The sequence below is a fragment of the Microcoleus sp. K4-B3 genome (genome assembly GCF_036704615.1).
Taxonomy (GTDB): domain Bacteria; phylum Cyanobacteriota; class Cyanobacteriia; order Cyanobacteriales; family Microcoleaceae; genus Microcoleus.
In genome coordinates this window covers 1-5,740 of record NZ_JAUBSF010000167.1, presented here as the reverse complement: position 1 = coordinate 5,740, position 5,740 = coordinate 1, and the positions used below count along the sequence as shown (strand labels likewise).

General features: G+C 44.0%; 7 protein-coding genes. 3 read left to right on the top strand and 4 right to left on the bottom strand.

Annotated elements, in window-relative coordinates; translation table 11 throughout:
• Positions 1–324 (top strand): transposase (locus QUA78_RS31580; RefSeq protein WP_333399224.1); only part of this gene is annotated, 324 nt, incomplete at its 5' end.
• On the opposite strand, the gene QUA78_RS31575 is transcribed toward QUA78_RS31580, so the two are convergent.
• The 4 genes from QUA78_RS31575 to QUA78_RS31560 form a co-directional block, all read right to left on the bottom strand.
• Positions 312–680, bottom strand: a complete 369-nt coding sequence (locus QUA78_RS31575) for a hypothetical protein (protein WP_333306723.1) — start codon at positions 678–680, stop codon at positions 312–314. The two genes, QUA78_RS31580 and QUA78_RS31575, sit on opposite strands and share 13 nt — an antisense overlap.
• Before the next feature lie 146 nt (positions 681–826).
• Complete coding sequence (locus QUA78_RS31570) at positions 827–1,558, bottom strand: helix-turn-helix transcriptional regulator (protein ID WP_333306725.1); 732 nt, start codon at positions 1,556–1,558, stop codon at positions 827–829.
• Positions 1,559–2,023: 465 nt separating this feature from the next.
• A complete protein-coding gene (locus QUA78_RS31565; protein ID WP_333306728.1) occupies positions 2,024–2,863 on the bottom strand; it encodes a PEP-CTERM sorting domain-containing protein in 840 nt (279 codons plus the stop codon).
• A gap of 179 nt (positions 2,864–3,042) precedes the next feature.
• The gene (locus QUA78_RS31560) at positions 3,043–3,630 is read right to left on the bottom strand and encodes a Uma2 family endonuclease (RefSeq protein WP_333306730.1); all 588 of its coding nucleotides are present in this window, start codon (positions 3,628–3,630) and stop codon (positions 3,043–3,045) included.
• Between the two features lie 101 nt (positions 3,631–3,731).
• On the opposite strand from QUA78_RS31560, the gene QUA78_RS31555 reads away from it, so the two are divergent.
• Positions 3,732–5,051 carry a 3-isopropylmalate dehydratase large subunit gene (locus tag QUA78_RS31555; protein ID WP_333306732.1) on the top strand — a complete coding sequence of 440 codons (1,320 nt, stop codon included), beginning with the start codon at positions 3,732–3,734 and terminating at the stop codon, positions 5,049–5,051.
• Positions 5,052–5,189: 138 nt separating this feature from the next.
• A complete protein-coding gene (locus QUA78_RS31550) occupies positions 5,190–5,693 on the top strand; it encodes a hypothetical protein (RefSeq protein WP_333306734.1) in 504 nt (167 codons plus the stop codon).
• Positions 5,694–5,740 lie beyond the last annotated feature (47 nt).

Sequence of the window (5,740 nt, the reverse complement as noted above, 5' to 3'; positions counted from 1 at the left end):
GCACCAATGCTCTTTATGGGTAGTTTGAATGCAGAAGGATTTGAAGGATGGTTATCTTTATATTTGTTACCAGATTTTACAAGTCCATCTATATTAATTATGGATAATGCACCCATTCATCGTAAGACGGTCATTAGACTATTGGTTGAGTCGGCGGGTCATCAGATAATATTTTTACCAAAATACTCTCCTGACTTAAATGATATTGAGCATGATTTTAGTGCATTAAAGAGAGCTAAAATGTATGCGTCTCCTGGCACATCTCTTGATGAAATTATTCGTGCTTATTGTGCAGAAAGAGTGTCTCATACTTATTTGAAATGACTATAAGTCAGACAATTACCTTGCAAACACACTTGAATTGATGCCTTCGCTAACAGGATATTGCCTTGAAGCGTCTGGCACTTATTGAGATCTATATTGGCACAGGCTACCTCAAGTCCTGCCAGTTTCAGGCAGACTTTAAAACCATCGCCAACTTTGGAATAACAAATTGCGATCGGTCCTATGATGCTAAAGCAGCCGGAGAGGGCTTCATGAAGCTCTAAAGTGGCTGCCATCTGCTCATCTGCTCTCGTAACTTCCGTCACACCTTCTAGACTTACCAAGGTGGCTAGTCCTTCCCCATCTAGGAATTCCAACGGATCGTGGTCAAGTTCTATCAATTCATGGTTTGCCATAATCTTGCCGCCTTTATTTAGGTTTGAGTTGTTGTCAATTAAACACCTCAGCCAAACAGCAACTACGGTTAGGCTGTGTGCTTGGTGTATGCTCTAATCCTCCTCAAAATAAACTCGGGCAACAATACGACGATCCGCGTATAGGATTATAAAGATCTTGCAACAGATTCTGCTTTTAATAACCCCAATTTTTCCATAGCAACCATCACAGCAGCCGTCCGGGTTTGTACGCTAAGTTTTCCGTAAAGATGTTCTAGATGTTTTCGGACTGTTCCTTCACTGCAACCAAGAATTTTAGCAATTTGGGCATTACTTTTATCTTTGGCAATCCAGAAGAGAACCTCTGCCTCGCGTTTGGTAAGTCCTAACAATTTCAGACCACAAATAGATAATGCTGGCAGTTCTTGTTCCTCTAATAACAAGAGATATTGCTCTCCAATGGGATCGGGAATCAGACGGACGCTCAACTGTTTTTCTGCTTGCTGAATGTACAATGGTAAACAGCTAGATGGAATATCGCCGTTGAATCTGAGTCGCGATATCTGTTGCTTGAACCAATGTTGTAAGAGTTCTGGCAATGAGTGCGGGGCGCGGGATAAAAAATACTGGTTCAACAGTTGTTCGGCGCGTTGAGTAATGAATTGCACCTGCCCTGCAATCTCCACAACTATCGCCCCTACCCGATCCAAAATTTGCTTGACTAATGTCTTAATTAAATTATCTGACTCTTTGTTAGTGCGATCGCTCTCGACTTCGAGAGTAGAATCTTGGTAGGAATTTTGGTAACTTTTGGCCTCAGCTTTTGCTGCTGGGAATTTATCAATACCTTCTGATGTCAAAATAACTGCGCGCTGACGCTTTTGTGTCTGTGAATTCATGGGAAGTATCTCCATTGGCATACAGGGTGAGAATGACGAAACCAGATACCCTTGCGCTGCGGGTATCTAGCTCATGTCACTCTTGTTGAGGTCTACAACTGTAGAAATGCACTCTGAGATTTTTTGAGAGTCCCTGGTTTAAGTTGCTTTTCTTAAGTAATCACTAACTAATAACACTCGCTAGCTGTTAGTTACCAGTCGCATAATCGAGTGACTTGCATAATTTTTATTTTTGTGTTATGTGCAGTAGAGGGTATTGTATAGATTAGCGATCGGCGAAAAATAAAGTGACAGTCAATCGATTTGAGATTTGAGATTGAAAAAAGCGACCCCACGGATTTATCGGGGGGCTTGTACCCTGGTTGCTTTCTGTCAGGAAAATTTTTTATTACTTAATCCGCCAAATATAAATTTCGACATGGGAGACGATCGCGCTTTTTGGAAAAATGCGATCGCTTCCAACACCTAGCCCTGTAAAAAACCCTTAACTAGGCGTTTCTTAATCTTGAAGGCAAACAAGCCTAATCCTGCAACGATCGTGGCAGCAATATTGCTAGGTTCTGGCACTGCTTCAGCAATACTGAGAGAATTGATGCCCACAGCTCGATCGCCCTCAGAACTGCTATAAACGAGCCGCGAGATGTTGGCCACATCACTGCGAACGCCGAGAAACTGCGCTGAATTATCAAGTGCTAATGAGGATGTTCCTTGTGTTGAGAAACTGCCTAACAAATTATTATTACTGTCAAATGCCGAGATCAATGCAGTGAATAGAAACGTATCATCTACCGCTATTTGCGTCCCCGCTGCCGCCACGGGGCGATCGAAGGTAATCGTCAGCGGGCCAGGGTTTCCTACTGCTGGCTGCGGGCCTGGTATTAAACCAGTCAACAAAATGAAATCGCCGCTGGCAAAGTTGGTGGGAATGCCTGGTGAAGGCAAGGTTTGAAAAAGTAAAGGAGGGGTCACTCCAGGAGTTGTAGCCGGGGGAATATTGACATTAACTCCCAGTCCTTGTTCCGAGGTGACTGAGAAGGAATTGGGCAATACTTTAAACGGCGGCTGGAATGGCCCTAAAATCGACCAATCAAGGCGATCTGTACCTCCCAATGCGGCGCGATCGCTTACAAATGTCAGATTAGCAGCTTCAACGGGCGGTGCTAACAAAATTAGCAGAGTGCCGATCGCAGTTCCCGCAGCGGATAGTTTTAGCGATCGCATTTTTTTTGCTGTGGGTACAAATTCCGGCAGGCGATCGCTTTCCAATAGCTGCACTTTGAAGTGTTGAAATTTGTCACAAATCATAATAACTCCTCCATTCAACCTTTCCACAAATTATGACAAAAGTCTGCTCGCGTCCAAACTGAATGTTTAAATTAGGTCGATGTCTAATATACTTTACATCCCGATCGTCAATTATGATTATTTAACAACACATAACATTACGCATAATTTCGTAAAAGTGGCTGCGAGCGACATTTGGTTCAATCTGTAAATAAAGGAACATCCAGCACAAATCCAGGTAAAACATCTTCTCCAGAAAGTTGTGCTGGTAAAGAGCGAACCTCTTTTGTTTGTCCCTGTCGGTAAATTTCTACCTGCTGATTCTTTGGATTAAACAACCAACCCAACCGCACCCCACTTTGCAGGTATTCCAGCATTTTATCTTGTAAGGTTTGCAGATTATCCGATCGCGATCGCAGTTCAATCACAAAATCCGGCGCGATGGGGGGAAATTTCTGTCGTTGTTCTGGAGTGAGTGCTTCCCAGCGAGACAATTCCACCCATGCTACATCAGGAGAACGAGATCCTCCACCGGGCAATTTGAATAGCGTGGAAGAACTAAACACCTTACCTAATTGGGTTTGGCGATTCCAAATATAAACCTCACCGCCGAGATCCATCTCGCGATTACCGCTATCGCCGCCAACAGGAGACATCACAATTAACCTTCCTTCAGCATCGCGCTCGATGGTCAATTCAGGATTACTGAGACAGAGTTGATAAAACTGCTCATCGGTAAATTGAACGCGATCGAGATTAACTTTTAGGGGTAACGTCAGCAAGGTCATCGTCATTACTCCCGATTTTTGAGACCTGATAATTTCTATTTTAATATAATGTTTCGCTTACAATACACTTGTAGCATCTAATAAAAAAGAGCGATCGCACTATGGGAATGACCCTGACCGAAAAAATCTTAGCCAAAGCATCAGGCCGCACTAAAGTTGAGCCCGGAGAAAATATTTGGGTAGAAACAGACGTGTTGATGACCCACGATGTCTGCGGGCCCGGCACCATCGGCGTTTTCAAACGCGAATTCGGTGAGAATGCGAAAGTCTGGAACCCAGACAAAATCGTTCTAATTCCCGACCACTACATTTTCACCAACGACGAACGCGCTAACCGCAACGTCGATATTCTCCGCGATTTTGCCCAAGAACAAGGGATAAAATACTTTTACGACATCACGGATCGATCGGACTTCAAAGCAAATCCCGACTACAAAGGAGTTTGCCACATCGCCCTAGCACAAGAAGGCCACACCAGACCGGGCGAAGTGCTCTTCGGCACCGATTCCCACACCTGCAATGCCGGCGCTTTCGGACAATTTGCCACCGGTATCGGCAATACAGACGCGGCTTTTATCATGGGAACCGGCAAACTATTAATCAAAGTTCCGGCAACCATGCGCTTTGTGTTCAACGGCGAACTGCCGGATTATTTGTTAGCAAAAGACCTAATTTTGCAGATTATTGGTGATATTAGCGTTGCCGGTGCTAACTACCGGACAATGGAATTTGCTGGCGATACAGTTGAGCGTTTGACGATGGAAGAACGGATGACGCTGTGCAATATGGTAATCGAAGCTGGCGGCAAAAACGGCACGGTTGCGCCCGACAAAACTACGTTTGATTACGTTACTTCGCGGACTGATGTGCCCTTCGATTCATTTTACAGCGATGGGGATGCTAAATTTTATAGCGATCGCACCTACGATGTCAGCAAATTAGAACCAGTCGTCGCCAAACCGCACTCTCCCGACAACCGCGACTTAGCCCGCAACTGCCGCGATGTCAAGATCGATCGAGTTTATATCGGTTCCTGCACCGGCGGCAAAACCTCCGACTTCCTGAATGCCGCCCGCATTCTGAAAGGAAATCAAGTCAAAGTTCCGACTTATTTAGTACCAGCAACTCAGAAAGTTTACGAAGATTTGTTTGTCACAAAATACGAAGGTCAAACGCTTTCGGAAATCTTCTTAGCGGCCGGCTGTATCGAACCCGCAGCGCCTTCTTGCGCCGCTTGTTTGGGTGGCCCGAAAGATACTTTCGGGCGGATGAACGAACCCGAAATTTGCGTGTCTACAACTAACCGCAATTTCCCCGGCCGCATGGGGAATAAAGAAGCGCAAGTTTATCTAGCTTCGCCTTACACGGCGGCGGCGTCTGCGCTGACTGGTCACGTCACAGATCCGCGCGAATTCCTATAAGGTAGGGGCAATCCCCCCGTGGTTGCCCAGATCGGGGGTAGGCACTCTTGGCACTACCCCTACAAATCTGTATGAATGATGTAGACACGATAACTAGAATAAAATCAAAATAACTATCTATCTCAAATGTAAAAAATCATGGTAACTGCTCGGATTTTACGCAAGATGTCTGCCGGATTTGTCCTATTAGCTGTTGCCCTATCATGCAGTTCAACTACGACAGTAACTCAAGCACAGAAAAAAGCAGAAAAGCTACAGCCACAGGTTGCTTACGACGATTTAATCGTTGACCATGAATCAGAATATATTATGATTCCAGTTATCCTATCTAGCGATGAAAAAAAATATGGACACAATCCTATCTCATCAAAATTAAGTTTTTCAAGGAACCGTCGTATGATTGGTTATAATATGATTTTTTATAACAAAACTAACGGGGAATCTAATATTTTATTAAACAGAAAAGCGTTAATATCTAAATTTGAATATCTGTTAGGTAAAAAAAAGCCAGGAAATCCCAGCGATCAAAATGGACAAACAAGTCAACCCAAGCAAAATCCCTCAAAAAAAGTATCCAGCAAGCCTCAGGATCAATTGCTATTGTTTTATATCATAAGCTGTTTCGCATTAAAACTGGTATAATAATAAATCACAAGTCACAGAAAAGCCAGAAGTATGCCAGCCAAAAA

Bases quoted from the DNA above. Each gene is read 5' to 3' on its own strand.
- QUA78_RS31575 (WP_333306723.1), bottom strand. From the start codon at position 680: ATGGCAAACCATGAATTGATAGAACTTGACCACGATCCGTTGGAATTC.
- QUA78_RS31570 (WP_333306725.1), bottom strand. From the start codon at position 1,558: ATGAATTCACAGACACAAAAGCGTCAGCGCGCAGTTATTTTGACATCA.
- QUA78_RS31565 (WP_333306728.1), bottom strand. From the start codon at position 2,863: ATGATTTGTGACAAATTTCAACACTTCAAAGTGCAGCTATTGGAAAGC.
- QUA78_RS31560 (WP_333306730.1), bottom strand. From the start codon at position 3,630: ATGACCTTGCTGACGTTACCCCTAAAAGTTAATCTCGATCGCGTTCAA.
- QUA78_RS31555 (WP_333306732.1), top strand. From the start codon at position 3,732: ATGGGAATGACCCTGACCGAAAAAATCTTAGCCAAAGCATCAGGCCGC.
- QUA78_RS31550 (WP_333306734.1), top strand. From the start codon at position 5,190: ATGGTAACTGCTCGGATTTTACGCAAGATGTCTGCCGGATTTGTCCTA.